Here is a 25,122-nt window from a genome sequence, read left to right as displayed (position 1 = left end):
GGATAAAGAGATGAACAAAGTACAAGGGAACGGCATTTTAAGGACAAGTTCAAACGGCGTCACTGCCGTACGGACTTTGGCCGACCTTGGCTGCTGTGTATACTGGCCGACATTTTAACGCCCTGGAACCTACTGATGGTTGCTCACCTGCTTGAATTCGCCACTAACCACTATTTGATCACCGGTGCCTTCGTCATTTTGCTGGGACTGCTGATTGCTTACGAAATGAGCAAGGGCGGCGCCAGCCTGAGCACTCGCGAGCTGACCGCGCTGGTCAACAGCGATCAGGGCGTGGTCATCGACGTGCGCTCGAAAAAGGATTACACCGCAGGGCACATCGTCGGCTCCCTGAATTTTCCGCAGGACAAGGTACTGACCCGTACCGCCGAACTGGAGAAATACAAGGACAAGACGTTGATCATAGTCGATGCAATGGGGCAGCATGCTGGCACCACCGCCCGCGAGCTGCTCAAGTCCGGCTTCAAGGCGGCCAAGCTGTCCGGCGGCATTTCCAGCTGGCGCGGCGATAACCTTCCTCTGGTGAAGTGAACATGGCTCAAGTCATCGTCTATTCCAGCGACTACTGCCCGTATTGCATACGTGCCAAACAGCTTCTGCAGAGCAAGAGCGTGGCCTTCGAGGAAATCCGGGTCGACGGCAAGCCGCAGCTGCGTGCCGAAATGACCCAGAAGGCCGGTCGTACTTCCGTACCGCAAATCTGGATCGGTTCGACCCACGTGGGCGGCTGCGATGACCTGTTCGCTCTGGAGCGTGCCGGCAAGCTCGATGCGCTGCTGGCCTGATACCCCTTAATCTTTCAGCCTAATCTGACAAGGATCCGAGATGACCGATCAACCGAACAACGACGCCGTTGCCAACGAAGAAAACGGCCCACAATTCTCCCTGCAGCGTATCTACGTTCGCGACCTGTCGTTCGAAGCGCCAAAAAGCCCGGCGATCTTCCGCCAGGAGTGGACGCCGACCGTCAGCCTGGACCTCAACACCCGTCAGAAGCAGCTGGAAGGCGATTTCTACGAAGTCGTGCTGACCCTGTCCGTGACCGTCAACAATGGCGACGAAGTTGCCTTCATCGTTGAAGTGCAACAGGCCGGTATCTTCCTGATCAAGGGCCTGGACGACGGCGCAATGAGCCACACCCTCGGCGCATTCTGCCCGAACATCCTGTTCCCTTACGCTCGCGAAGCCATCGACAACCTGGTCGTACGTGGCTCGTTCCCTGCGCTGATGCTGGCTCCGGTGAACTTCGACGCCCTGTACGCGCAAGAACTGCAGCGCATGCAGGAAGCTGGCGAAACGCCGACTGTTCAGTAAGCGTTACCGCTGCAAACAAAAAGCGCCTTTCGGGGCGCTTTTTTGTGCATGGTCGCTCGGTCTAGGCAAACCCGTGCTGACGCCATGCTTCATAGACAGCCACGGCCACCGTGTTGGACAGATTAAGGCTGCGGCAGCCTTCGCGCATGGGCAGTCGCAAGCGATGCTCGCTGCTCAGCGAGTCAAGAATATCGGCGGGCAGGCCACGGCTCTCCGGACCGAACAGAAAGGCATCGTCTGGCTCGAAGCTCGCATCATGAAAAGGCCGAGAGCCTTTGGTGGTGAAGGCGAACACCCTCGGGTTGCCGATCTTCTCCAGACAGCTTGCCAGGTCAGCATGTGTCTGCAGCGTGGCATACTCGTGATAGTCGAGCCCGGCACGACGCAGGCGCTTGTCGTCCAGCTCGAAACCCAAGGGTTCGATCAAATGCAGGGTGCAGCCACTGTTGGCGCATAGCCTGATGACATTGCCGGTATTCGGCGGAATTTCTGGTTGAAAAAGGATGACGTGAAACATGCACGGCTCCGAACGAAAGGACGGGATGCATTCTACCCTTGAAGAGGACCCGAGACCGAAGCTATGGCCGCGTGTTCTTGGCTCCATGGCGATTGTCGGGTTTACCGTGGGCACGATTATCGGCCGCCTGCAGCAGCCTGACCCGGTCGAACTGGAGCAGATCGAAGAATTGCCTGCCGGTCTGGCGCTCTGGTTCAACGAAGAACCGAAGTATCGCGGCGCGACAGTCGATGGTGCAGTGGTACTCAACGTCGATGCCTCAGGACAGCCGTGGACGGGCCAACTGAGGTTCGACAACAGGATTGCGCGCTGGAAGGTAGAACGTGGAGAGAAGGGGTTGGTGCTGACGCTCCTGGCAGCCCGTCCACTTCATGGCGACTGGCGCACTGAGAAGGTGGACGGGCGCTGGAGACTGGAGGTCAGTCTCCGGGAGGAATAAAAGAGGGGAATCCCCGGCCTGCCTGTACCAAGGTCCCCAAAACTGGCGATGTAATACCTATTGCAGGGGGCGTGCCAGTTTTCAAATCGTTTCAGAAAAAACGTGTTCGCGTGAGAAGCGGATCCTCCCTGCGTGAGGCCATGCTTTATTCCTGCAACACATAACTCTTTGAATTATAAATATTTATACATGTTGCTCGTGTGCCGGAAGTGATTTGGCTATAGAGCGGAGTCGTAGTGCCGCGTCGTTCCTCCTTGATAACGCAGTACACGTTCCAGCCTTCCGGTTTTCCAGAAGCGCACTCAATTTGCGCACCACTAGCGTGCAGAAACCCATACTGATGCACTCGTCCATCCGAACTCGATGATGGATCTTCGCCCCTCACGTGCACAAATGAGCCGTTTGCGCATTGGCCAATCGGCTGGCTGCCATGGCGCCCGACACCAGAATTGCCTTTTTGTTCACATGGACTACAGTGAGGGACGGCTCTGAAGGCCGAAAAATGCTTGAAAATGGCCCAAAAAAGCAAAGTGAAAAAAATTTTTTGTGCTTGAACACGGTGCGCCGTCAAAGTGATGACAACTGTCACATTAACTGACTAATCTCCCCGAAGTTCCCGTAATACAAGGCTTTCGCCAGTTTTGCATCAGCACTCTGCTGGCGGGGATCGAGGCCGGTGAAGGTGCATTTTTCCGGTCGGGGGCACGAAAACGATAGATCTGACGAACGGTACCAAAATAAGTTTTGGGAAATGGGTAGTCAGGTCGATACACTCCGTGACGTCTTTGCTGACACGAGTTGTGACAAATGACTGGATGTTCTCAAGATTCCAGCAACGGTTTCTTCAGCGCATAAAAGCATTGCACCGACGTGTTGCCATCGACCAAAGCGGTCTAGTCAAAAGTCAGGGCGAACAGAATCCATTGATCTCGGATCGGGACTGTCGCCTATCGCTAATCCGTGGGTCAGGGCCAAGCCCGGCACCATGGATATAAAAAATTAGATTCACGAGGAGCGTAGTAATGAAGAAGTCCACCCTGGCTTTGGCCGTCACCGTTGGTGTATTGGCTCAGCAGGCCAGCGCAGCTGGTTTCCTGGAAGACAGTAAAGCGTCCGTCAGTTCTCGTACCCTGTATTTTGACAACGACCAGCGTGAGCCTGGCTCGGCCAACAATCGTGAGACTGCCACTGGTTTGAAGTTTGACTACCTGTCTGGCTTTACTCAGGGCACTGTTGGTTTTGGTCTGGACCTGCAAGGTCTGGTGGGCGTTCACCTTGATGGTGGCCGTGGCCATCATGCATTGAACGGCGCCATTTCGCCTTCTGACAGCGACGGTTCTTCAGTTGACGAGTGGAGCCGTCTGGGCGCCAACGGCAAAGTACGCTTCTCGAAAACCGAGCTGAAAGTCGGTAACGCACTGGCACCTAACCTGCCAATTCTGGTCAGCAACGACGGTCGTCTTTTGCCTCAGGCTTTCCAGGGCGGCATCCTGACGTCCAAGGAACTGGACAACGTTACCTTCACTGCTGGTCAGTTGAACAAGTCCATCGGCCGTGCATCGAGCAACTGGACTGACCTGTCCGTTGCTGGTGCTACTGAAGGCAGCGATCAGTTCCGTTTCGCTGGTGCAGATTGGAAAGTAACCAAAGATCTGACCTTGCAGTACTACTACGCCAACCTGGAAGACTTCTACAAGCAACACTTCCTGGGCCTGGTTCATGTCTACCCGATCAGCGACAACCAGTCGTTCAAAACTGACCTGCGTTACTTCAATAGCAGCTCTGACGGCAAAAACAGCGATGCAGCGGCCGGCTATCGTTTTAACAACAACAGCGGCTATGCCAAGAAACCCGGCGAAGTCGATAACACCACCTGGTCGGCGATGTTCACCTACTCGTTGGGTGGCCATGCGTTGATGATCGGTCGTCAGCAGGTTAGCGATGACGGCGGTATGGTTTATCTGGGCCAGGGCAGCGTTACCAAGAACGGCACCAGCACTTCTAGTGCTGAAGGCAACGGCGGTTCGAGCTTCTACCTGTTTACTGACTCGATGATCAACGGCTTCAACCGTGCTGGTGAAAACACCACGTTCGGTCAGTACTCGTATGACTTTGCCAAGGTTGGTGTCCCAGGGCTTAAAGCATCCCTTGCTTACCTCTACGGTGATGACATCAAAGGCGCACGTGGTACCACTGCGTTCGGTAACGAGTATTCTGAGTGGGAACGCGACATGCGCGTTGACTACGTGGTGCAGAGCGGTCCTTTGAAAGGCTTGGGTACTTCATTGCGTCGCGGTAACTACCGTGCTGATGATGGCCTCAACGGCGCTGTTGATGCTGATCAAACCCGTCTGATCTTCAACTACACCTACAACTTCATGTAAGTGTATTGAGGCTCAAAGGAACCCCGCCCCGTGCGGGGTTTCTTTTGCCTGTTTTTTGATATTCCTGACAGGTCTATTGGGCGCATTATTTATTCTTTTTAACTTCTCTCGACAGGGCGCACAGTAGTGCTATACCAAGGCCTACCCGATACAGACAAGGAGCAACACCATGACACTGCGACTTGGCGACATCGCCCCTGATTTCGAACAGGAATCCAGTGAGGGGCGTATACGTTTTCATGAATGGCTCGGCGACAGCTGGGGTGTGTTGTTTTCTCATCCGGCTGACTTCACGCCGGTGTGCACCACAGAGCTGGGCTTCACTGCCAAATTGAAAGACGAGTTCGCCAAGCGTGGCGTGAAAGCCATTGCGCTGTCGGTGGACCCGGTCGATTCGCACATCAAGTGGATCGATGACATCAACACCACGCAAAACACCCTGGTCAACTTCCCGATTCTGGCCGATGCCGACCGCAAGGTTTCCGACCTGTACGACCTGATTCACCCTAATGCCAACGACACACTGACTGTGCGCTCGCTGTTCGTGATCGATCCGAACAAGAAGGTGCGTCTGACCATTACCTATCCGGCCAGCACCGGGCGTAACTTCCACGAGATTCTGCGCGTTATCGACTCCCTGCAATTGACCGACAACTACAAGGTTGCCACGCCCGCCAACTGGGTGGACGGTGATGACGTAGTGATCGTGCCGTCGATCAAGGACGAAGCCGAGATCAAGCAGCGCTTTCCCAAGGGCTACAAGGCAGTCACCCCTTATCTGCGCCTGACACCACAGCCAAACCGCTGATTTTCGATCTACCAAGCGTGGGGTTATTCGGGCCGATGTATCGGCCCTTTTTTATTCCTTCCTCATAGCCACCTGCTAAGTCGCTCCATCAAGCGCGGACGCGGAGCGTCCAGAACGGCATACCCACGCGGAGCATGGGCACGATAGTTACAGGGCTATCGTTCCTCACGCTCCAGCGTGGGAATGCCTGTCGTGACGCTCTGCGTCACAAATCTTCGTCGCGCTGCAGAATCAGGATCGGACGCGGAGCGTCCAGAACGGGCATACCCACGCGGAGCATGGGTACGATAGTTACAGGGCTATCGTTCCTCACGCTCCAGCGTGGGAATGCCTGTCGTGACGCTCCGCGTCACAGGTTGCCAACGTACAAGCACGAACACTTTTATATATTCATTTATGGAATAACTAAATGAATAAATAAGATTTATAGATATAAAAAAGGGCTGTTAATGTCGTGCCTATTCCCACCTTGCTCCTTCGTAACCGGTCGAGCAGGGGATCACCCCAAATAGGTAAAGGAGCGCATATGCGCACTGTCATTTTGCGTCGAGGCCTTGTTGCGCTGTTTGCTGCTGCGGTCGCTCTTGGTGCGGTCACTCAGGCCCAGGCGGAAGATCTGCGCATCGGTTACCAGAAGTACGGCACGCTGGTGCTGCTCAAGGCCAAGGGCTCGCTGGAGAAGCGCCTGGCCGAGCAGGGCGTGAAAGTCCAGTGGACCGAGTTCCCTGGTGGTCCTCAGCTGCTTGAAGGCCTGAACGTAGGCTCCATCGATTTCGGCGTCACCGGCGAAACGCCGCCGGTCTTCGCTCAGGCCGCGGGCGCGGACCTGCTGTATGTGGCCTACGAGCCGCCAGCACCGACCAGTGAAGCCATTCTGGTCCCCAAAGACTCGCCGATTACCTCGGTCAAGGACCTGAAGGGCAAGAAAGTCGTCCTCAATAAGGGCTCGAACGTCCATTACCTGCTGGTCAAGGCACTGGAAGATGCCGGCCTGAAATACACCGATATCCAGACCGTCTTCCTGCCTCCGGCCGATGCGCGTGCGGCTTTCGAGCGTGGCAGCGTGGACGCCTGGGTCATTTGGGACCCGTACCAGGCCGCTGCTGAAAAGCAATTGCAGGCGCGCACCTTGAAAGATGGCACCGGCATTGTCGATAACCATCAGTTCTATCTCGCCACCAAGCCATACGCACAGAAAAACCCCAAGGTCATTCAGGCCCTGGTCGAGGAGGTCCGTGCGGTGGGGGAATGGTCCAAGGCCAACCCCGATGAAGTGACCCGACAGGTCGCACCGTTGCTGGGGCTGCCTGCCGACATCACCCTGACTTCGGTGAAGCGTCAGGGCTACGGCGCGCAGTTCCTTACCCCGACGGTGGTGGCGGCACAGCAGAAAATCGCCGACACCTTCTACCAGCTCAAGCTGATTCCAAAGCCGCTCAGCATTGCTGACGTGGTCTGGACACCTCCTGCTGCTGTTGCTCAAGCACAGTGATCGTCAGGCCCTTCGAGGAGACAACTCCATGAGCCTCAGTGCTTCGCAACGCATCGTTCACCGACTGGCGCCTTGGGCACTTCCAGTCCTGTTGCTGGCAGTCTGGCAGCTGTCGGTCAGCGCCGGTTGGTTATCCACACGCATTCTGCCCGCCCCCAGCGCGGTCATCGAAGCCGGCATAAACCTGGTCGCCAGCGGCGAAATCTGGACCCATCTGGCAATCAGCGGCTGGCGCGCCGGGATCGGTTTCGCCATCGGCGGCGGCATCGGTCTGGCGCTGGGCTTCATTACCGGCCTGAGCAAATGGGGTGAGCGTTTGCTGGACAGCTCGGTGCAGATGATCCGCAACGTGCCGCACCTGGCGCTGATCCCGCTGGTCATCCTGTGGTTCGGCATCGACGAGACCGCCAAGATATTCCTCGTTGCACTGGGCACCCTGTTCCCGATTTACCTGAACACCTACCACGGCATCCGCAACATCGATCCGGCGCTGGTAGAAATGTCCCGCAGCTATGGCCTGTCAGGTTTCAGCCTGTTTCGTCATGTGATCCTGCCGGGCGCCATGCCTTCTATTCTGGTAGGGGTGCGCTTTGCGCTGGGCTTCATGTGGCTGACGCTGATCGTCGCGGAAACCATTTCCGCCAGCTCCGGCATCGGCTACCTGGCGATGAATGCGCGGGAATTTCTGCAAACCGACGTCGTGGTGCTGGCCATTGTGTTGTACGCCGTACTCGGCAAGCTGGCCGATCTGGCGGCGCGAGGCCTGGAACGTGTCTGCCTGCGCTGGCACCCGGCCTATCAAACGAGCAAAGGCGGTGCCGCATGACCAGTCTGAAACAGCAACCTCCACACTTGCTGCGTGGCATCCCGCTGGCGGTACGCAAACTGAAAAAAGCGTTCGGCGCCCGTGAAGTGCTCAAGGACATCGACCTGCACATTCCGGCCGGTCAGTTCGTCGCCATCGTCGGCCGCAGCGGTTGTGGCAAAAGCACCCTGTTGCGCCTGCTCGCCGGTCTCGACAAACCGACGCAAGGCCAGCTGCTCGCCGGCTCTGCGCCACTGGACGATGCCCGCGAAGATACGCGCTTGATGTTCCAGGAAGCGCGCTTGCTGCCCTGGAAAAAGATCATCGACAACGTCGGCCTAGGCCTGAGCGGCGACTGGCGGGCGCAGGCCCTAGAAGCGCTTGAAGCCGTCGGCCTTGCCGAGCGCGCCAACGAGTGGCCTGCCGCATTGTCCGGTGGTCAGAAGCAGCGCGTTGCCCTAGCCCGCGCGCTGATTCACAAGCCACGCCTGCTGTTGCTCGACGAGCCGTTGGGTGCGCTGGACGCCCTGACCCGGATCGAAATGCAGCAACTGATCGAAAAACTGTGGGGCCAGTATGGTTTCACGGTGCTGCTGGTGACCCATGACGTCAGCGAGGCCGTGGCCATTGCCGAACGTGTGATCCTTATCGAAGAAGGGCAGATCGGCCTTGATCTGCTGGTCGACCTGCCACGCCCGCGTGTTCGTGGTTCGCATCGCCTTGCGGCGCTGGAGGCCGAAGTGCTCAACCGCGTGCTGGCCCTGCCGGGTTCGCCACCTGACCCGGAACCGTTTTCGCCACTGCCCACGCAATTACGCTGGGCAAATTAACCCTGATCCCCAAAGGAAGACATGCCATGACTATCAAAGCCATCAACGTTCGCAACCAGTTCAAAGGCACCATCAAGGAAATCGTCCACGGCGATGTACTGTCGGAAATCGACGTACAGACCGCATCGGGCGTCGTGACCTCGGTCATCACCACCCGCTCGGTCAAGGAGCTGGAGCTGGTCGTCGGCAGCGAAGTCATCGCCTTCGTGAAGTCGACTGAGGTTTCCATCGCCAAGCTGTAAACGATGCGTGAATGCAACCCCGAAGCGCGCAAGCCCTTCGGGGTTTTTGCGTGAAAGTGGCAATAAGCCTGCTGTCATGTCTGACAGCTAGGCAGAACAGAAAGACAGGGATAGCCTGTTGTTGTCTGTGAAGTTTTTTGCAAGCACAGCCTATATATACACTGAACGATAAGGATGCTGTATCGCGGTGATCATGCTGATTAATCTCAATTCAGATTTGACAGGTTACTGGCACGTTAGGTGAACATAGCGATGCCGTGCTATGTCAAGCTGAAATCGGCCGTGAGTACTTGCTGATCAGGTGAGGCAGTGCGGCTTTTTTTCATGCATGTTGTTCGGTTAGCGCACTTCTATGGATGGAGTTTTAATGATGAAAAGTACAAGTAAAGCGGGCGGGATCGAGTATGAGTTCCAGGCACCGTTCCGAGCGCCTCGTGATATGGGTCACCAGACAAAAATATTGGCGCTTGATTCGGGTATGCGTTATTTGACAGACCTGGAACACAGTAGCAGCAGAGTATTTCTTTCCAGGTTATCCAACGACGGCACCCCTGATCTGAGCTTCGCTCCGGACGGTTACAGGACGGAGAGCGTGGAGATGGCATTTGATGGGCTCGAGCCGGGGCTGGTGGTGCGGAAAGACGGAGGAGTTGTTGCCGCTCTGTGTAATGACAATGAGTTGGGGCTGGTGTGTTTTAAAACGGACGGTACGCTTGATCCAGACTTTGGAACTGACGGGATAATTGTCCATTCCTATTGGGCGGTAGGTATTACTCAACGCAGCGGGCAGCTTGACGATGTTGACTCGGACGATAAGAGCGCTCCCAGCGGGAAAGACGTTGCTGGCGCTAGAGGCACTATAGCGCCGGGGATGGATGGAAGAATCTACGGTTTGATTGGAGGCCGAACCTCTTCTCCGGATGCAGTGATACGTTGTCTGGGTAACGGCGAACTGGATGCTGGATTCAACGAGACTGGAACGCTACCCATTACCTACACAACGTATGACGCAGTGGTGTCGGGCGTTGTCCCCACCCCGGATGGCGGTATAGCGGTTACGGGCAGGCTCAGGGGGGCAGTGTTCGTAAGTTGCTATAAAGAAGATGGTTCCTTGAACGTGCAATTTGGTGAGGGCGGATTTGCAATATTCGGTCCTGAGCACTTTGGCTACACCGATGAAGAAATTCTCCAGCTGGAATTTAATCATATTGCAGTATTGCCAGGTGGCGGATTTATAGTGAGTGGATATTTGTCCGCTATCAACCCTACGCTCACCTACGGTCTTCTGGTCGCGGTGGACAGTACAGGCAAGCTGGCTCAGTCCTTTAATAACGGTAAGCCAGTAATGTTTGAGCTGGCGCCACGTGAGGTGGATTTCATATTCGGGGGCGTCGTGTTGCAAGCGGATGGGAAAATCCTGGTGGGTGGCGGTTTAACCGCAAGGAACCCGACATATAGACGGGACGTATTCGTCATTCGATACTTACAGACTGGGGAGCTCGACTTGAGTTTTGCGGGGAGAGGGTGGGTGCAGTTCAGCCCGTTTGGCAATGTGGTAAGTTACCTTAATAGTATTAGTATTGATAAGGATCAGAAAATCTTGCTGGCAGGGGATGGTGGTCCTGACAATAACCTGTCTTCAATGACTGGCTTTGTCATGCAGTTAGCCAGTTAGGGTTACTGCTAGGTCGTCTATTCTAACGTGAATGCGTCATCCGCCGCCCCGAAGCGCGCAAGCCCTTCGGAGTTGTTGTTTGTAGTCAAAGGTGGCGGTCGGTCCAATTCGAGCGACGCGCTTTGTTGAATTGAGGCTTGGTCACTGAGAAGCTCTGGATTCCACGAAGGTCTCGACGAACGCATAAAATCTTCGCGGGTAAGCCTCGCTCTAACGTATGCGCGCCACAAGCCCCACCTAGCAAAATGAGCATTGGGTTTAGCGAGGCATCTCTGGCGAGCAGCTTCACAGCAACAGGGCTTCGCGTCACGCAAGGCATTCCCTGGCTGGAGCGCTCAGCGTTATACACAAGTTCTGATAAGCTCAGAAAATAGGGCTTTTGTGAGAGCGGACTTGTCCGCGATGGGTTGCGAAGCGGCTCTAAAACAGCCCGCTTTGGTTATGTCTGATACACCATATGCAACGATTTTACTGCCGGTTCCCGGCAGATCGTGGACAAGCGAAGCATCGTCCGGCAGCGCAGTCAGCTTGAAGTGGCGATCATAGACCTCAAGCATGATGCTTTCAGAATCGAAGTCGAACGCTTACCTAGCAGTTATGCGAGGTAGGCGGCGTATCGGTTTTGCCGGATGCTGACGGCTGGTTCTATTTGAAGAAGCTGCCATGACTTCCCCCAACCAGACAGTGCTGTGCAAGTATCGCTACGACCCGCTGGACCGTCTGGCTTCCAGCTCGCCGGCAGGGCAGGCGGATGTGCAGCGCTTCTATCAAAAGAACCGCCTGGCGACCGAAATAGAGGGTGCATCACGACGCACGGTCTTTCAGCATGAAGACCTGTTATTGGCTCAGCAGCGGCGTGTTGAGGGTGCGATCGAAACCACGTTGTTGGCGACGGATCAGCAACGTTCTGTCCTGCGGCTTGTGGATAAGTTCGGGGTTGAGCCAGTGGCGTACAGCGCCTATGGTCATCACCCGGCGGAAAGCGGACTGACCAGCCTGCTGGGGTTCAATGGCGAGCGGCGAGATCCTGTGACCGGGCATTATCTGTTGGGGAATGGGTACCGGGCTTACAACCCGGTGTTGATGCGGTTCAACAGCCCGGACAGTTTGAGTCCGTTTGATGAGGGCGGGTTGAATGCGTATGGGTATTGTGGAGGGGATCCGGTGGGAGTTGTGGATCCGTCGGGGCATATGCCATTTTCAATTCTCATACAGGCGGCAGACATGATTGAAAAGTTCGGTCCGCAAGCAGCTACTCTTATTGCACAGCGCGCTCTGCAAGGCGTCAGCCCTGCTGCGCGTGTTTTAGGGGGCAAACATACTCCTGCGGCTGTACCATCCTTGGTATCTAAAAAGGCAAGTAAGCTACCGTCCGCGTCCGCCTCTACGTCTACTTCGTCGGCTAAATCTGTTTCGAGGCGCAGGCTGACTGAGCAGCGTAGGATGTTGGAACTAAAAAGGAAAAATTTAATTAATGAACTTTCGACTAGATTGCCTATTGATGAGAGTTCCGCAAAGAGACGGTATGAAAGGTTTGAGGGGCGCGTAAGAGACGCTGAGTATCTAATAAAACATTACACGGAAAACCCTGAGAGAGTTAAGCATAGTATAATTAATCCATCCCAGTCGCGAGAGCTTTTTGGAGCGAAGCTTGTTAACGCAGAAACTAATTTTAATGCATACCGTAAAAAATATATCGAAAAATTCGGTGAGTACGTTCGGGATCCGCCTAAAGATAAATAATATCGCTGTCTCAGGTCCGCTTCACTAAAAAAATGGCAAATACAATCCCATCGCCAGCGCAAATACGCCTACATCATCCGGCAGTACAGAGCGCTGGATGTGGAGATCAAAAACCTCAAGCATGATGCTTTCAGGCTCGAAGCCGAGCGTTTACCTAGCATTTATGCGAGGTAGGCGGCGTATCGGTTTTGCCGGATGCTGACGGCTGGTTCTATGTGAACAACTGCCATGGCCTCTCTCGACCCGATAATGCTGTGCACGTATCGCTACGACGCGCTGGACCGTCTGGCCTCCAGCTCGCCGGTTGGGCGGGCGGATGTGCAGCGCTTCTATCAAAAGAACCGCCTGGCGACCGAAATAGAGGGTGCATCACGACGCACGGTCTTTCAGCATGAAGACCTGTTATTGGCTCAGCAGCGGCATGTTGATGGTGTGGTGGACACGACGCTGCTTGCGACGGATCAGCAACGTTCTGTCCTGCGGCTTGTGGATGAGGCCGGGATTGAGCCTGTGGCTTACAGCCCCTACGGTCACCATCCGGCTGAAAGTGGCTTGACCAGTTTGCTGGGGTTTAACGGCGAACGACGCGATCCGGTGACTGGGCATTACCTGCTGGGGAATGGGTATCGGGCTTATAACCCGGTGTTGATGCGGTTCAACAGCCCGGACAGTTTGAGTCCGTTTGATGAGGGCGGGTTGAATGCGTATGGGTATTGTGGGGGTGATCCGATTGGGTTTGTGGATCCGTCAGGGCATGCGCCGTATAACAGGCTACTCAGACGGGCACTAGAAAACGCACGCTTGAAATCACCTAGCCGGAAAGATCGAATATCTACCCGTTTGTTGAGGGTGCTTGGCAAACGCTCAGAAGCGCCTCCTTCACGGGAAGGCAAGCCTTTACCTATATCACCCCTGGCATCAACGAGCGCTGCCTCATCTCCTCCACCCTCGACGACCTCAACTCTGCAAGCTCCTGATAAAGGTAGGCCGGCGATGACCACTCCAGCCATGACCTGGGAGTATAGGGTGAAGAAGGCTGAGGAGTTTCATCATCCAGTGAGCACGGCGGTGCCTACGGACTTTGAAGTGGCCAAAATCTATTTGGAGCGGCACCTTAAAAGACTGCTGGACGTAGAAAATACCATACTTTTTTATAAATCCAATCGGGCTGTAGATACCGGGAATTTTATAGAGGCTGGCCCGTCGCAGTTTTATAAAGCTATCCTGTTGAGAGATATTAATGCTTTTAAAGTATATGCAGCTGGTATGTCTAGAAAGCACCGTAAGGCTATACGTAAACAGCGTTAATAACAGTATTACACTCAGTCTCTACAAACGGTCACTGCAGTGGTGATATTTTTCTCTTCACCAAAAACACCGGCAAATACAACCCCAAATACGCATCAAACACCCGCATCCCTTCCTCAGCCATGCGCGGTGTGATCTCGTCATGCAACTGCACCGACCGCGCATACACCCGATCCCCCAGTTCCATGGCCAGCGCAAATACGTCTACATCGTCCGGTAACGCGGGCAGCTGGAAGTGGCGGTCAAACACTTCAAGCATCAAGTGCCCCAGTTCAATGTCGTGCTGGCGGTCGGCCTGGTTGATTTCGGTCAGGCCGTGCTGGGCGAGGATCAATTGGCGGGCGGCGGCGTCGGCGTTGTAGATGGCCAGCATGCGCAGCTCGACGATGCGTGACAGGTCGCGCCAGGTGGTGAGCTGGTCGTGATCGATGGGTGCCTGCAGCGAGGCGCGAAAGGCGGCGTGGATGTCGGCGGTCAGTGCTTCAAGCAGCGCGGGGACGCTGGCGAAGAAGTGGTACACCGACGAGGGCGGAATGCCGGCGCGCTCGGCAACGCTGTAAATCGACAGGCTGGCCACTCCTTGTTCGGCAAGCAGCGTGCGGGCGGCGTCGAGAATCGAATCGATTCTGGCCTGGCTGCGTGCTTGAGGTTTGCGAGGAGTGGCGGCGCGTGTCATGGGCGTGGCTCTTGATTGGGCTGCAGGCATTGTAAGGGATTCTGACGGGATGAATCGCTGCCGTCGCCAAACGATTATTGCTCCCACGCTCCACGCTCGTCGGTATACACAAATCTAACTGTTTATCGTGCCAATGCTCCGCGTTGGCATGCAGTTCGTGACGCTCTGCGTCACAAATCTTCAGTCTGGCGAGATAGCGTGCGTAAATGAAACTCGGGCTTTAAGAGTGCCGCAACTCGTACAGCCTGAAGTAGGCGTCAACGCTCCACTGTGTGACGCGGAGCGTCACGAACTGCATTCCCACGCTGGAGCGTGCGGAACGATAAGCGTGCGGCCATATGATTATCGCTCCCACGCTGGAGCGTGAGGAACGACAGGTGTCCGGGGGAGGGCATGCACGCCAAACCAAAACGCCGCAAGGCTCAAAGCCTGCGGCGTTTTGTGTTACTCGGCCTCAATCAGACCGTATGCAGGTACCAGTTGTACTCGAGGTCGGAGATGGAGTGTTCGAACTCTTCCAGCTCGCTCTCTTTACAGGCGACAAAAATGTCGATGTATTTCGGGTCGATGTACTTGGCCATCACCGGGTTGTCGTCCAGCTCGCGCAATGCGTCGCGCAGGTTGTTCGGCAGGCTTTGTTCGTGTTGCTCGTAGGAGTTGCCTTCGACCGGAGCGCCAGGCTCGACCTTGTTGACCAGGCCGTGGTGCACGCCCGCCAGGACCGAAGCCATCACCAGATACGGGTTGGCGTCGGCGCCGGCAACGCGGTGTTCGATACGTACCGCATCGGCGGTGCCGGTCGGTACGCGAACGGCGACCGTACGGTTATCCAGGCCCCAGGTCGGTGAGTTGGGCACATAGAACTGCGCACCGAACCGGCGGTACGAGTTGACGTTCGGGCACAGGAAGGCCATTTGTGCCGGCAGGGTCTCGAGCACACCGCCGATTGCGTGACGCAATGCGGCGTTCTGCTCGGGATCCTCGCTGGTGAAGATGTTCTTGCCGTCGCGATCCAGAATCGAAATATGAACGTGCAGACCATTACCCGCCTGACCCGGATAGGGCTTGGCCATGAAGGTCGTGTCCATCTCGTGATCGTAGGCGATGTTCTTGATCAGGCGCTTGAGCAATACCGCGTAATCGCACGCCTTGATCGCGTCGGCGACGTGATGCAGGTTGACTTCGAACTGGGCCGGGGCGCTTTCCTTGACGATGGCGTCGGCAGGAATGCCTTGTTCCTTCGCACCTTCGAGGATGTCCTGAAGGCAGTCGACGTATTCGTCGAGGTCGTCGATCAGGTAGACCTGTGTCGAATGCGGGCGTTTGCCGGAGATCGGCGAGCGGGGCGGTTGTGGGCGACCGTTCACGTTCTCCTGATCGATCAGGTAGAACTCCAGCTCGAACGCGGCGCAGATGGTCAGGCCCATTTCGTCGAATTTGGCGACGACCTGGCGCAATACTTCACGCGGGTCGGCGAAAAACGGATCGCCTTCGAGTTCGTGCATGGTCATCAGCAATTGCGCGGTAGGGCGCTTTTGCCATGGCTCGTTGCACAGGGTGTCGGGGATGGGATAACAGATTCGGTCAGCATCACCGATGTCCAGGCCCAGACCGGTGCTCTCCACCGTGGAGCCATTGATATCCAGAGCAAATAAAGAGGCAGGCAGGTTGATGCCCTTCTCGTAAACCTTATGGAGGCTGGTGCGTTCGATGCGTTTGCCACGCACCACACCATTCATATCTGCAATCAGAAGGTCAACGTACAGAACCTCAGGATGTTCCTTAAGGAACGCGTTCGCTTCGTTAAGCTGAACGGCACGCGGGGGTACCGACATGATGCAACACCTTTGTTGTTAAAAATATCAATCATCAATGATTGCGGATCTCAGTCAATCCGAAAGCCATGATGAAGTCAATAGAGCCTTTTTTTGCCCTAAAACTGCGCCATATGGCCTTTTTTGCTGCTATTTAGGGCGTTTTATTCCGTTTTTTACCGATCTTAAATAAGAGCTAAAGCGGCCTGTCTACTGTTTTTAACGGGCTGTTGTATAAAAAAATGAACGAGGCTAAGCTCGATCGCAACCCAGTAGAGCAACAACAGCGGGGGTCAAATGCTTCACCTTTCCCTGGTCGACACGCGACTATCAAGTCCGTACAGCGCTCATCATGCCTGTGATATCGGTGCTCGTGTTGGGTTGCCACGCATTGCGACATCCCTGAACGGCCATCGAAGCCAGTCTGCCCTGCTCTCAACGCTGGACACTACCAGTATAGCGGCGTCGTCAATGTGACCGCGGCCGTCTGGAAATCCGGCCCCGCAGCTGTCACCTTACCCCTATTCGGCGTCTGCCGAAACGAGTTGTACATCATGACGCCGATGCGTCTGGAACGCCTGATCACGATCAGGACAATAAAACCCTGAGGTATTTATGAGTACCAACCTCGACCAGCTCACCGATTGGTTGAAAGAACACAAGATTACCGAAGTCGAATGCATGATGTCCGACCTCACCGGGATCACGCGCGGCAAGATCTCGCCGACCAACAAGTTCATCGCAGAAAAAGGCATGCGCCTGCCTGAAAGCGTGCTGTTGCAGACGGTGACCGGTGACTACGTAGAGGACGATATCTACTACGAGCTGCTGGACCCGGCAGACATCGACATGATCTGCCGTCCCGACCAGAACGCGGTGTATCTGGTGCCCTGGGCGGTCGAGCCCACTGCGCAGGTGATTCATGACACCTACGACAAGCAAGGCAACCCCATCGAGCTGTCGCCGCGCAACGTGCTGAAGAAGGTCCTCAAGCTCTACGCCGATCAGGGCTGGCAGCCCATCGTGGCGCCGGAGATGGAGTTTTACCTGACCAAGCGCAGCGACGACCCTGACTACCCGCTACAGCCGCCGATCGGCCGCTCCGGGCGTCCGGAAACCGGCCGTCAGTCGTTCTCGATCGAAGCGGCCAACGAGTTCGATCCGCTGTTCGAAGACGTCTATGACTGGTGCGAACTGCAGAACCTGGACCTGGATACGCTGATCCACGAGGACGGTACGGCGCAGATGGAAATCAACTTCCGTCACGGTGATGCCCTGTCGCTGGCTGACCAGATTCTGGTGTTCAAGCGCACCATGCGCGAAGCCGCCCTCAAGCACGATGTCGCGGCGACCTTCATGGCCAAGCCGATGACCGGCGAGCCAGGCAGTGCCATGCACTTGCACCAGAGCATCATCGACATCGAGACCGGCAAGAATATCTTCTCCAACGAAGACGGGACCATGAGTGAGCTGTTTCTGAACCACGTCGGTGGTCTGCAGAAGTTCATCCCCGAGCTGTTGCCGCTGTTCGCGCCCAACGTCAATTCGTTCCGGCGCTTTCTGCCCGACACCTCGGCGCCGGTGAACGTCGAGTGGGGCGAAGAGAATCGCACCGTCGGCCTGCGTGTGCCGGATGCCGTGCCGCAGAACCGTCGCGTGGAAAACCGTCTGCCGGGTGCCGATGCCAACCCTTATCTGGCCATCGCCGCCAGTCTGCTGTGCGGCTTCATCGGCATGGTCGAAGGCATCAACCCGAGCGCACCGGTGGTCGGACGGGGTTACGAGCGGCGCAATCTGCGTCTGCCGTTGACCATCGAAGACGCGTTGGAGCGCATGGAAAACAGCAAGACCATCGAAAAATACCTGGGCAAGAAATTCATCATCGGTTACGTCGCGGTCAAGCGCGCCGAGCATGAAAACTTCAAGCGCGTGATCAGTTCGTGGGAGCGGGAATTCCTGCTTTTCGCCGTCTGATCACGCAGAGCGCCGCCGCGGTCGAGGCGCGGCGCTCTGCCAACTGACCTGATCAAAGGAAGTGCTGCATGAGTGCCAACAACCCGCAAACCCTCGAATGGCAGGCCCTGAGCAGCGAGCATCACCTGGCACCGTTCAGCGACTACAAACAACTGAAAGAGAAAGGCCCGCGCATCATCACCCGTGCCGAGGGCGTTTATCTGTGGGACAGCGAGGGCAACAAGATCCTCGATGGCATGTCCGGCCTGTGGTGCGTGGCCATCGGTTATGGCCGCGAAGAACTGGCCGACGCAGCCAGCAAACAGATGCGCGAGCTGCCGTACTACAACCTGTTCTTCCAGACCGCCCACCCGCCGGTGCTGGAACTGGCCAAGGCCATCTCCGACATCGCTCCCGAGGGCATGAACCATGTGTTCTTCACCGGTTCAGGCTCTGAAGGCAATGACACGATGCTGCGCATGGTTCGTCATTACTGGGCGCTGAAAGGCCAGCCGAACAAGAAAACCATCATCAGCCGCGTCAATGGCTACCACGGCTCCACCGTCGCCGGTGCCAGCCTGGGTGGCATGACCTACATGCACGAACAGGGCGACCTGCCGATCCCGGGGGTGGTGCACATTCCACAGCCTTACTGGTTCGGCGAAGGCGGCGACATGACACCGGACGAGTTCGGCATCTGGGCGGCCGAGCAACTGGAAAAGAAAATTCTCGAGCTGGGCGTCGAGAACGTCGGTGCGTTCATTGCCGAGCCAATCCAGGGCGCGGGCGGTGTGATTGTCCCGCCTGATTCCTACTGGCCGAAGATCAAGGAAATCCTTTCCCGCTACGACATCCTGTTCGCCGCCGATGAGGTGATTTGTGGCTTCGGGCGTACCAGTGAGTGGTTCGGTAGCGATTTCTATGGCCTCAGGCCGGACATGATGACCATCGCCAAAGGCCTGACCTCCGGTTACGCCCCGATGGGCGGCCTGATCGTGCGCGATGAAATCGTTGCGGTGCTCAATGAGGGTGGCGATTTCAATCACGGCTTTACCTACTCCGGGCACCCGGTGGCGGCCGCGGTTGCGCTGGAGAACATCCGTATCCTGCGCGAAGAAAAGATCGTCGAACGGGTCAGGTCGGAAACGGCACCGTATTTGCAAAAGCGTTTGCGTGAGTTGAGCGATCATCCGCTGGTGGGCGAAGTCCGGGGTGTCGGGCTGCTCGGGGCCATTGAGCTGGTGAAGGACAAGACCACCCGCGAGCGCTATACCGACAAGGGCGCGGGAATGATCTGTCGAACCTTCTGCTTCGACAATGGCCTGATCATGCGGGCTGTGGGCGATACCATGATCATTGCGCCACCGCTGGTGATCAGTTTTGCGCAAATCGATGAGCTGGTAGAGAAGGCGCGCAAATGCCTGGATCTGACGCTGGCGGTGTTGCAGGGCTGAAAATGCCAAAAAAAGCGTCGATTCAAGCGCAATGTGCATTGTTTGAGGGGGCTTCGGCTTGAAAGCCTGCCCAGGAAGTTGCCAGACTAATGGCTACACGCCGCTAACTGACGGTCAGTGATAAAAATACATTGGAGCTACGCATGAAAAAATTTGGCAAGACCCTTCTCGCGCTGTCCCTGATGGGCGTTGTGGCCACTGCTGCGCAGGCCGATGACAAAGTGCTGCACGTCTATAACTGGTCCGATTACATCGCGCCGGACACCGTTGCCAAGTTCGAGAAAGAATCGGGCATCAAGGTGGTCTACGACGTTTTCGACAGCAACGAGACGCTGGAAGCCAAATTGCTCGCTGGCAAATCCGGCTATGACGTGGTCGTGCCATCCAACAACTTCCTGGCCAAGCAGATCAAGGCTGGCGTTTATCAGGAGCTGGACAAGTCCAAACTGCCGAACTGGAAGAACCTCAACGAATCGCTGCTCAAGGCCGTGTCGGTCAGCGACCCAGATAACAAGTACGCATTCCCGTATATGTGGGGGTCGATCGGTATCGGCATCAACCCGGACAAGGTCAAGGCCGCGCTGGGTGCTGACGCGCCGGTCAACTCGTGGGACCTGCTGTTCAAGCCGGAAAACGCTGCCAAGCTAAAGTCGTGCGGCATCAGCTTCCTCGATTCGCCAACCGAAATGCTGCCAATCGCGCTGCATTACCTGGACTACCCGACCGACTCGCAGGACAAGAAACAGCTCGCCAAAGCCGAAGAGCTGTTCATGACGATTCGTCCGTCGATTGGCTATTTCCACTCGTCCAAGTACATCTCGGACCTGGCCAACGGCAACATCTGCGTCGCAGTCGGCTACTCGGGTGATATCTACCAGGCCAAGTCGCGCGCTGCCGAGGCCGGTGGCAAGGTCAAAGTGGCTTACAACATTCCGAAAAAAGGCGCCGGCAGCTTCTATGACATGGTCGCGATTCCCAAGGATGCCCAGAACGTCGAGGGTGCCTACAAGTTCATGAACTTCCTGATGAGGCCGGAAGTCATGGCCGAGATCACCAACGCCGTGCGCTTCCCGAACGGTAACGCGGCGGCTACGGCGCTGGTCGACAAGGAAATCACCAGTGATCCGGGCGTTTACCCGCCTGCTGACGTCCAGGCCAAGCTGTATGCAATCGCCGACCTGCCTGCTGCCACGCAACGGATCATGACCCGCAGCTGGACCAAGATTAAGTCAGGTGAATAAGCCTGTCATCAAACCTGTGGATGCTGCGTAGCCTCGGCTGCGCAGCTTCCAGCAGACAGGAATATTGCCTAAACCTTTGCTGGTTGGACGCATAGACGGTAAGTTGCGCGCCGGTTTGGTTTTCCGGACGCCCTCCGGCGCTCAGGCCCCTCTGTTAAAAGGACTCATTCTTTGTCTATTTCTATTCTTTCCAAAGCCTTGCTGGCGGCTGCCGGCCTGACACTGACCCTCGGTGCCCAGGCTAAGTCCACCGTGCATATTTATAACTGGTCCGACTACATCGGCAAGACCACCCTGACGGACTTCGAAGCCACCACCGGCATCAAGCCGATGTATGACGTGTTCGACTCCAACGAAACCCTGGAAGCCAAGCTGCTGGCCGGGCGCACCGGTTACGACGTGGTGGTGCCGTCCAACCACTTTCTTGGCAAGCAGATCAAGGCGGGTGCGTTCCAGAAGCTCGACAAGTCGCTGCTGCCCAACTACAAGAATCTCGACCCGGCGCTGCTCAAGCGTCTGGAGAAGAACGATCCGGGTAACCAGTACGCCGTGCCGTACCTGTGGGGCACCAACGGCATCGGTTACAACGTCGAGAAGGTCAAGGCCGTGTTGGGCGTCGACAAGATCGACTCCTGGGCCGTGCTGTTCGAGCCGGAGAACATCAAGAAGCTCTCCAGCTGTGGCGTAGCGTTTCTTGATTCTGCCGATGAAATGTTGCCAGCGGTGCTCAACTACCTTGGGCTGGACCCCAACAGCACCAAGGAAGCCGATTACAAGAAGGCCGAAGCCAAACTCATGGCTATTCGTCCTTACGTGACCTATTTCCACTCGTCCAAATACATTACCGACCTGGCCAACGGCGACATCTGCGTTGCCGCAGGTTTCTCGGGCGATGTGTTCCAGGCCAAGGCTCGTGCAGAAGAAGCGGGCAAGGGCGTGAAGCTCGCCTACAGCATCCCGAAAGAGGGCGGCAACCTGTGGTTCGACATGCTGGCCATTCCGGCTGATTCGAAAAACATCAAGGAAGCCAGCGCCTTCATCAACTACATGCTCGACCCCAGGGTGATCGCCAAGGTCAGCGATGAAGTCGGCTATGCCAACCCCAATCCCGCCTCCGGCGAGTTCATGGACCAGAAAATCCGTACTGACGCAGCGGTCTACCCGCCTCAGGAAGTGCTGGACCGGCTGTTCGTGAACAGCGAGTTGCCACCCAAGGTGCAACGTCTGATGACCCGCAGCTGGACCAAGGTCAAGTCGGGCAAATAAAAATCCAGCACCCGGCCATATGGGCCGGGTTGCCTATCTGTTGGGAGTTTCACCCATGGCAGTTGCCTCCGGCGCCTACAAGAAAGCCCTCGAAGGCGGTCAGCAACCCAAAGAGGTGCTGGTCAAGATTGATCGGGTCACGAAAAAGTTCGACGAGACGATCGCGGTGGACGATGTGTCCCTGCAGATCAACAAGGGCGAGATCTTCGCCCTGCTTGGCGGCTCTGGCTCCGGCAAATCGACACTGCTGCGCATGCTGGCCGGGTTCGAACGGCCGACCGAAGGCCGCATCTACCTCGACGGCGTCGACATCACCGACATGCCGCCGTACGAACGCCCGATCAACATGATGTTCCAGTCCTACGCGCTGTTCCCGCACATGACCGTGGCGGACAACATCGCCTTCGGCCTCAAGCAGGACAAGCTGGGCAAGCCGGAAATCGAAGCCCGCGTGGCGGAGATGCTCAAGCTGGTGCAGATGACCCAGTACGCCAAGCGCAAGCCGCATCAGCTCTCTGGCGGTCAGCGTCAGCGCGTGGCCCTGGCTCGTTCGCTGGCGAAAAAGCCCAAGCTGTTGCTGCTCGACGAGCCGATGGGTGCGCTGGACAAGAAACTGCGTTCGCAGATGCAACTGGAGCTGGTGGAGATCATCGAGCGCGTCGGCGTGACCTGCGTGATGGTGACTCACGATCAGGAAGAGGCCATGACCATGGCCGAGCGCATCGCGATCATGCACCTGGGCTGGATCGCGCAGATCGGCAGCCCGATCGACATCTACGAGACCCCGACCAGCCGTCTGGTCTGCGAATTCATCGGCAGCGTCAACCTCTTCGAAGGTGACGTGATCGAGGACATGGAAGCCCATGCGCTGATCCGCAGTCCCGAGCTGGAGCGCAATATCTATGTCGGCCACGGCGTCAGTACGTCGGTGGAAGACAAGCACATTACCTACGCACTGCGTCCGGAGAAGCTGCTGATCACCACCGAGCAGCCAGGCTTCGAATACAACTGGTCGCGTGGCAAGGTCCACGACATCGCCTATCTGGGCGGTCATTCGGTGTTCTACGTCGAGCTGCCAGGCGGCAAGCTGGTGCAGTCGTTTGTCGCCAACGCCGAGCGTCAGGGCGCGCGGCCTACCTGGGGCGATGAAGTCTACGTCTGGTGGGAAGACGACAGCGGCGTGGTACTGCGCTCATGAAAATCCGCAAGATCAAGCGCGCGTTCGAGCGCATAAAGCCCAACGGGCGGCAGATGGTCATCGGCGTGCCGTTCCTCTGGCTGTTCCTGTTCTTTGCTCTGCCGTTTCTGATCGTGCTCAAGATCAGCTTCGCCGAGGCCGACGTCGCGATCCCGCCGTACACCGAAATCTTCAGCTACGCCGACGAAAAGCTGCAGATGGTCCTCAACTTCGCCAACTACACCTTGCTCAGTGGCGATGATCTGTACGTTTCGGCCTATCTGGGCTCGCTGAAGATGGCCTTCATCAGCACCTTGCTGTGTCTGCTGATTGGCTATCCGATGGCCTACGCCATCGCCAGCGCGCGCAAGGACCTGCAAACCGTGCTGTTGCTGCTGATCATGATGCCGACCTGGACGGCGATCCTGATCCGCGTCTACGCCTGGATGGGCATCCTCAGCAACAACGGGCTGCTCAATGCATTCCTGATGTGGCTGGGCCTGATCGACGCGCCGTTGCAGATCCTCAACACCAACCTGGCGGTGTACATCGGCGTGGTCTATTCCTACCTGCCGTTCATGATCCTGCCGCTGTACGCCAACCTTGTGAAGCACGACACCAGCCTGCTGGAAGCCGCGTCCGACCTGGGTTCGAGCACCTTCAACAGCTTCTGGAAAATCACCGTGCCGCTGTCCAAGAACGGCGTGATCGCCGGCTGCATGCTGGTATTCATTCCGGTGGTCGGCGAGTTCGTGATTCCCGAGCTGCTCGGCGGCCCGGAAACCCTGATGATCGGCCGCGTGCTGTGGCAGGAATTCTTCAACAACCGTGACTGGCCGGTGGCTTCGGCGCTGGCGGTCATCATGCTGCTGGTGCTGATCGTGCCCATCATCCTGTTCAACCGCAGTCAGGCCAAAGAACTGGAGGGCAAGGCATGAACCGCTTTCGATTCTCGAACCTGATGCTGGTGCTGGGTTTGCTGTTCATCTATGCACCGATGGTGATTCTGGTCATCTACTCGTTCAACGCCTCGCAACTGGTGACGGTCTGGGGCGGCTGGTCGGTGAAGTGGTACGTCGGCCTGCTGGACAACTCGCAACTGATGGGCTCAGTGATGCGCTCGCTGGAAATCGCCTGCTACACCGCCGTTGCTGCGGTGGCGCTGGGGACCATGGCGGCGTTTGTGCTGACCCGCATCAGCCGCTTCAAGGGCCGTACGTTCTTTGGCGGGCTGGTCACAGCTCCCTTGGTAATGCCGGAAGTGATCACCGGTCTGTCGCTGTTGCTGCTGTTCGTGGCCATGGCGCAATTGATCGGCTGGCCGCAGGAACGCGGCATCATGACCATCTGGATCGCGCACACTACGTTCTGTGCGGCCTACGTGGCGGTGGTGGTGTCGGCGCGCCTGCGTGAGCTGGACCTGTCGATCGAAGAAGCCGCAATGGACCTGGGCGCCCGTCCGTGGAAGGTGTTCTTGCTGATCACTATCCCGATGATCGCACCGTCGCTGGCAGCCGGGGGCATGATGTCCTTCGCGCTGTCGCTGGACGACCTGGTGCTCGCCAGCTTCGTTTCCGGGCCCGGCTCGACCACCTTGCCAATGGAAGTGTTCTCAGCCGTGCGTCTGGGTGTGAAGCCTGAAATCAACGCCGTGGCGAGCCTGATCCTGCTGGCCGTTTCACTGGCGACCTTCCTGGTCTGGTTCTTCACCCGCCGCGCGGAAAACAACCGCAAGCGTGCGATCCAGCAAACCATCGAGGAAAGCGCGGCAGACGCCTGGAAACAGCCTGATCCAAGGCGTGCTCCGGCGGCGTGAAGACCTGATTGCGCGCGATACACAAGTCCGCTCCTGATTCTGCCCTCCGGGCGTGGGAGCCAACTTGTTCGCGAAGATGTTGGTCGCAAGTCCGCTCTTGATTCTGCCCGCAGGGCGTAGGAGCGAACTTGTTCGCGAACTGCCGGGGAC

23 protein-coding genes and 1 pseudogene are annotated in these 25,122 nt (G+C 56.8%); 20 read left to right on the top strand and 4 right to left on the bottom strand.

Going from position 1 to position 25,122, the window contains the following annotated elements:
* Window positions 1–135: 135 nt before the first annotated feature.
* Genes KUIN1_RS25950 through secB form a run of 3 tightly spaced genes read left to right on the top strand, consistent with a single transcriptional unit; the run spans window position 136 to window position 1,332 of the window.
* The gene (locus KUIN1_RS25950) at window positions 136–549 is read left to right on the top strand and encodes a rhodanese-like domain-containing protein (RefSeq protein WP_003318290.1); all 414 of its coding nucleotides are present in this window, start codon (window positions 136–138) and stop codon (window positions 547–549) included.
* Between the two features lie 2 nt (window positions 550–551).
* Window positions 552–803, top strand: a complete 252-nt coding sequence (gene grxC, locus KUIN1_RS25945) for a glutaredoxin 3 (RefSeq protein ID WP_011269283.1) — start codon at window positions 552–554, stop codon at window positions 801–803.
* 40 nt (window positions 804–843) lie between these two features.
* Entirely contained in the window at window positions 844–1,332 is a 489-nt protein-coding gene (gene secB / locus KUIN1_RS25940) for a protein-export chaperone SecB (protein ID WP_003372189.1), read from the top strand.
* Between the two features lie 61 nt (window positions 1,333–1,393).
* Here the strand turns inward: secB and KUIN1_RS25935 are convergent, their stop codons facing one another.
* Window positions 1,394–1,849: a tRNA (cytidine(34)-2'-O)-methyltransferase gene (locus KUIN1_RS25935; RefSeq protein WP_024652462.1), complete on the bottom strand. Its 456-nt coding sequence runs from the start codon at window positions 1,847–1,849 to the stop codon at window positions 1,394–1,396.
* Between KUIN1_RS25935 and KUIN1_RS25930 the strand changes: the two genes are divergently transcribed.
* The 9 genes from KUIN1_RS25930 (at window position 1,848) to KUIN1_RS25880 (ending at window position 12,267) form a co-directional block, all read left to right on the top strand.
* Window positions 1,848–2,288 carry a hypothetical protein gene (locus KUIN1_RS25930; protein WP_004407332.1) on the top strand — a complete coding sequence of 147 codons (441 nt, stop codon included), beginning with the start codon at window positions 1,848–1,850 and terminating at the stop codon, window positions 2,286–2,288. The genes KUIN1_RS25935 and KUIN1_RS25930 overlap by 2 nt on opposite strands.
* Before the next feature lie 1,022 nt (window positions 2,289–3,310).
* Window positions 3,311–4,672, top strand: a complete 1,362-nt coding sequence (locus tag KUIN1_RS25920) for an OprD family porin (RefSeq protein WP_024652461.1) — start codon at window positions 3,311–3,313, stop codon at window positions 4,670–4,672.
* 169 nt (window positions 4,673–4,841) lie between these two features.
* On the top strand, window positions 4,842–5,480 hold the full coding sequence (locus KUIN1_RS25915; protein WP_003318285.1) for a peroxiredoxin: 639 nt from the start codon (window positions 4,842–4,844) through the stop codon (window positions 5,478–5,480).
* 526 nt (window positions 5,481–6,006) lie between these two features.
* Complete coding sequence (locus KUIN1_RS25905; protein WP_103754873.1) at window positions 6,007–6,972, top strand: sulfonate ABC transporter substrate-binding protein; 966 nt, start codon at window positions 6,007–6,009, stop codon at window positions 6,970–6,972.
* A 28-nt stretch (window positions 6,973–7,000) separates the two neighbouring features.
* Complete coding sequence (gene ssuC, locus KUIN1_RS25900) at window positions 7,001–7,798, top strand: aliphatic sulfonate ABC transporter permease SsuC (protein ID WP_004407339.1); 798 nt, start codon at window positions 7,001–7,003, stop codon at window positions 7,796–7,798.
* On the top strand, window positions 7,795–8,607 hold the full coding sequence (ssuB, locus tag KUIN1_RS25895) for an aliphatic sulfonates ABC transporter ATP-binding protein (protein WP_103754874.1): 813 nt from the start codon (window positions 7,795–7,797) through the stop codon (window positions 8,605–8,607). The genes ssuC and ssuB overlap by 4 nt, the downstream gene beginning before the upstream one ends.
* A 26-nt stretch (window positions 8,608–8,633) precedes the next feature.
* Complete coding sequence (locus tag KUIN1_RS25890; protein WP_002555770.1) at window positions 8,634–8,849, top strand: TOBE domain-containing protein; 216 nt, start codon at window positions 8,634–8,636, stop codon at window positions 8,847–8,849.
* A gap of 367 nt (window positions 8,850–9,216) precedes the next feature.
* The gene (locus KUIN1_RS25885; protein ID WP_024650881.1) at window positions 9,217–10,524 is read left to right on the top strand and encodes a delta-60 repeat domain-containing protein; all 1,308 of its coding nucleotides are present in this window, start codon (window positions 9,217–9,219) and stop codon (window positions 10,522–10,524) included.
* A 663-nt stretch (window positions 10,525–11,187) separates the two neighbouring features.
* The gene (locus tag KUIN1_RS25880) at window positions 11,188–12,267 is read left to right on the top strand and encodes an RHS repeat-associated core domain-containing protein (RefSeq protein ID WP_116886442.1); all 1,080 of its coding nucleotides are present in this window, start codon (window positions 11,188–11,190) and stop codon (window positions 12,265–12,267) included.
* A gap of 42 nt (window positions 12,268–12,309) precedes the next feature.
* Here KUIN1_RS25880 and KUIN1_RS28200 read toward each other — a convergent pair.
* A pseudogene (locus KUIN1_RS28200) lies at window positions 12,310–12,393 on the bottom strand (TetR/AcrR family transcriptional regulator); the annotation flags it as partial.
* 102 nt (window positions 12,394–12,495) lie between these two features.
* Between KUIN1_RS28200 and KUIN1_RS25870 the strand changes: the two are divergent.
* The gene (locus KUIN1_RS25870; protein ID WP_116886443.1) at window positions 12,496–13,575 is read left to right on the top strand and encodes an RHS repeat-associated core domain-containing protein; all 1,080 of its coding nucleotides are present in this window, start codon (window positions 12,496–12,498) and stop codon (window positions 13,573–13,575) included.
* Between the two features lie 31 nt (window positions 13,576–13,606).
* On the opposite strand, the gene KUIN1_RS25865 is transcribed toward KUIN1_RS25870, so the two are convergent.
* Both KUIN1_RS25865 and KUIN1_RS25855 read right to left on the bottom strand, forming a co-directional pair.
* Window positions 13,607–14,251, bottom strand: a complete 645-nt coding sequence (locus KUIN1_RS25865; protein ID WP_024642508.1) for a TetR/AcrR family transcriptional regulator — start codon at window positions 14,249–14,251, stop codon at window positions 13,607–13,609.
* A 458-nt stretch (window positions 14,252–14,709) separates the two neighbouring features.
* Entirely contained in the window at window positions 14,710–16,086 is a 1,377-nt protein-coding gene (locus KUIN1_RS25855) for a glutamine synthetase family protein (RefSeq protein WP_003413528.1), read from the bottom strand.
* A 594-nt stretch (window positions 16,087–16,680) separates the two neighbouring features.
* Here KUIN1_RS25855 and KUIN1_RS25850 point away from each other — a divergent pair.
* The 7 genes from KUIN1_RS25850 to KUIN1_RS25820 all read left to right on the top strand — a co-directional run bounded on the left by KUIN1_RS25850 (window position 16,681) and on the right by KUIN1_RS25820 (window position 24,972).
* Complete coding sequence (locus KUIN1_RS25850; RefSeq protein WP_002555767.1) at window positions 16,681–18,039, top strand: glutamine synthetase family protein; 1,359 nt, start codon at window positions 16,681–16,683, stop codon at window positions 18,037–18,039.
* A 68-nt stretch (window positions 18,040–18,107) separates the two neighbouring features.
* Window positions 18,108–19,472 carry an aspartate aminotransferase family protein gene (locus KUIN1_RS25845; protein ID WP_116886446.1) on the top strand — a complete coding sequence of 455 codons (1,365 nt, stop codon included), beginning with the start codon at window positions 18,108–18,110 and terminating at the stop codon, window positions 19,470–19,472.
* A 143-nt stretch (window positions 19,473–19,615) separates the two neighbouring features.
* On the top strand, window positions 19,616–20,713 hold the full coding sequence (locus KUIN1_RS25840; protein ID WP_060400258.1) for a polyamine ABC transporter substrate-binding protein: 1,098 nt from the start codon (window positions 19,616–19,618) through the stop codon (window positions 20,711–20,713).
* 171 nt (window positions 20,714–20,884) lie between these two features.
* Window positions 20,885–21,979, top strand: coding sequence for a polyamine ABC transporter substrate-binding protein (locus tag KUIN1_RS25835; RefSeq protein WP_104684644.1), 1,095 nt, complete (start codon window positions 20,885–20,887; stop codon window positions 21,977–21,979).
* Window positions 21,980–22,034: 55 nt separating this feature from the next.
* Window positions 22,035–23,177 (top strand): polyamine ABC transporter ATP-binding protein, encoded by a 1,143-nt coding sequence (gene potA / locus KUIN1_RS25830; protein ID WP_024640641.1) that lies wholly within the window; start codon window positions 22,035–22,037, stop codon window positions 23,175–23,177.
* A complete protein-coding gene (locus tag KUIN1_RS25825; protein WP_003372160.1) occupies window positions 23,174–24,094 on the top strand; it encodes an ABC transporter permease subunit in 921 nt (306 codons plus the stop codon). Before potA ends, KUIN1_RS25825 begins: the two co-directional genes overlap by 4 nt.
* A complete protein-coding gene (locus tag KUIN1_RS25820) occupies window positions 24,091–24,972 on the top strand; it encodes an ABC transporter permease subunit (RefSeq protein ID WP_116886447.1) in 882 nt (293 codons plus the stop codon). The genes KUIN1_RS25825 and KUIN1_RS25820 overlap by 4 nt, the downstream gene beginning before the upstream one ends.
* The last annotated feature ends 150 nt before the right edge of the window (window positions 24,973–25,122 follow it).

Origin of the sequence: Pseudomonas sp. KUIN-1 (assembly GCF_009176725.1) — a bacterium.
In the GTDB taxonomy this organism is placed as follows: Bacteria; Pseudomonadota; Gammaproteobacteria; order Pseudomonadales; family Pseudomonadaceae; genus Aquipseudomonas; species Aquipseudomonas fragariae.
The sequence above is the reverse complement of the archived record's forward strand: the minus strand, read 5'-3'. Positions and strand labels throughout refer to the sequence as shown.

Excerpts from the sequence above, each read along its gene's own strand:
- KUIN1_RS25930 (WP_004407332.1), top strand. The coding sequence starts at position 1,848 with ATGCACGGCTCCGAACGAAAGGACGGGATGCATTCTACCCTTGAAGAG.
- KUIN1_RS25850 (WP_002555767.1), top strand. The coding sequence starts at position 16,681 with ATGAGTACCAACCTCGACCAGCTCACCGATTGGTTGAAAGAACACAAG.
- secB (WP_003372189.1), top strand. The coding sequence starts at position 844 with ATGACCGATCAACCGAACAACGACGCCGTTGCCAACGAAGAAAACGGC.
- KUIN1_RS25920 (WP_024652461.1), top strand. The coding sequence starts at position 3,311 with ATGAAGAAGTCCACCCTGGCTTTGGCCGTCACCGTTGGTGTATTGGCT.
- KUIN1_RS25870 (WP_116886443.1), top strand. The coding sequence starts at position 12,496 with ATGGCCTCTCTCGACCCGATAATGCTGTGCACGTATCGCTACGACGCG.
- grxC (WP_011269283.1), top strand. The coding sequence starts at position 552 with ATGGCTCAAGTCATCGTCTATTCCAGCGACTACTGCCCGTATTGCATA.
- KUIN1_RS25865 (WP_024642508.1), bottom strand. The coding sequence starts at position 14,251 with ATGACACGCGCCGCCACTCCTCGCAAACCTCAAGCACGCAGCCAGGCC.
- KUIN1_RS25905 (WP_103754873.1), top strand. The coding sequence starts at position 6,007 with ATGCGCACTGTCATTTTGCGTCGAGGCCTTGTTGCGCTGTTTGCTGCT.
- KUIN1_RS25820 (WP_116886447.1), top strand. The coding sequence starts at position 24,091 with ATGAACCGCTTTCGATTCTCGAACCTGATGCTGGTGCTGGGTTTGCTG.
- KUIN1_RS25855 (WP_003413528.1), bottom strand. The coding sequence starts at position 16,086 with ATGTCGGTACCCCCGCGTGCCGTTCAGCTTAACGAAGCGAACGCGTTC.
- ssuC (WP_004407339.1), top strand. The coding sequence starts at position 7,001 with ATGAGCCTCAGTGCTTCGCAACGCATCGTTCACCGACTGGCGCCTTGG.
- ssuB (WP_103754874.1), top strand. The coding sequence starts at position 7,795 with ATGACCAGTCTGAAACAGCAACCTCCACACTTGCTGCGTGGCATCCCG.
- KUIN1_RS25885 (WP_024650881.1), top strand. The coding sequence starts at position 9,217 with ATGATGAAAAGTACAAGTAAAGCGGGCGGGATCGAGTATGAGTTCCAG.
- KUIN1_RS25950 (WP_003318290.1), top strand. The coding sequence starts at position 136 with ATGGTTGCTCACCTGCTTGAATTCGCCACTAACCACTATTTGATCACC.
- KUIN1_RS25840 (WP_060400258.1), top strand. The coding sequence starts at position 19,616 with ATGAAAAAATTTGGCAAGACCCTTCTCGCGCTGTCCCTGATGGGCGTT.
- KUIN1_RS25825 (WP_003372160.1), top strand. The coding sequence starts at position 23,174 with ATGAAAATCCGCAAGATCAAGCGCGCGTTCGAGCGCATAAAGCCCAAC.
- KUIN1_RS25935 (WP_024652462.1), bottom strand. The coding sequence starts at position 1,849 with ATGTTTCACGTCATCCTTTTTCAACCAGAAATTCCGCCGAATACCGGC.
- KUIN1_RS25890 (WP_002555770.1), top strand. The coding sequence starts at position 8,634 with ATGACTATCAAAGCCATCAACGTTCGCAACCAGTTCAAAGGCACCATC.
- KUIN1_RS25915 (WP_003318285.1), top strand. The coding sequence starts at position 4,842 with ATGACACTGCGACTTGGCGACATCGCCCCTGATTTCGAACAGGAATCC.
- potA (WP_024640641.1), top strand. The coding sequence starts at position 22,035 with ATGGCAGTTGCCTCCGGCGCCTACAAGAAAGCCCTCGAAGGCGGTCAG.
- KUIN1_RS25845 (WP_116886446.1), top strand. The coding sequence starts at position 18,108 with ATGAGTGCCAACAACCCGCAAACCCTCGAATGGCAGGCCCTGAGCAGC.
- KUIN1_RS25880 (WP_116886442.1), top strand. The coding sequence starts at position 11,188 with ATGACTTCCCCCAACCAGACAGTGCTGTGCAAGTATCGCTACGACCCG.